The sequence below is a fragment of the Photobacterium sp. DNB23_23_1 genome, assembly GCF_052873815.1.
The window spans coordinates 1-241 of sequence record NZ_JBNNXT010000136.1 but is presented as its reverse complement, the minus strand read 5'-3'; the positions used below and the strand labels follow the sequence as shown (position 1 = coordinate 241).

The following is a 241-nucleotide window of genomic DNA, read 5'->3' as shown; positions in this document are numbered from 1 at the left end:
CATTGACATGATCATCGTTGGTACTGAATCAAGTCTTGATGAATCAAAGGCCTCAGCCGTTGTTGTTCACGATTTGCTTGGTATTCAACCTTTTGCTCGAAGCATTGAAATGAAAGAGGCTTGTTATGCAACTACTGCTGGCCTTGCTCTTGCTCGTGACCACGTTCTTTTGAATCCTGATACTAAAGTTTTAGTTATTGCTTCTGATATTGCCAAATATGGGCTAAATACTGGTGGAGAA

Annotated in this window: 1 protein-coding gene; it reads left to right on the top strand. The window is 40.7% G+C overall.

Going from position 1 to position 241, the window contains the following annotated elements:
• Positions 1–241 (top strand): hypothetical protein (locus ACVA53_RS25145; RefSeq protein ID WP_446506641.1); only part of this gene is annotated, 241 nt, incomplete at both ends.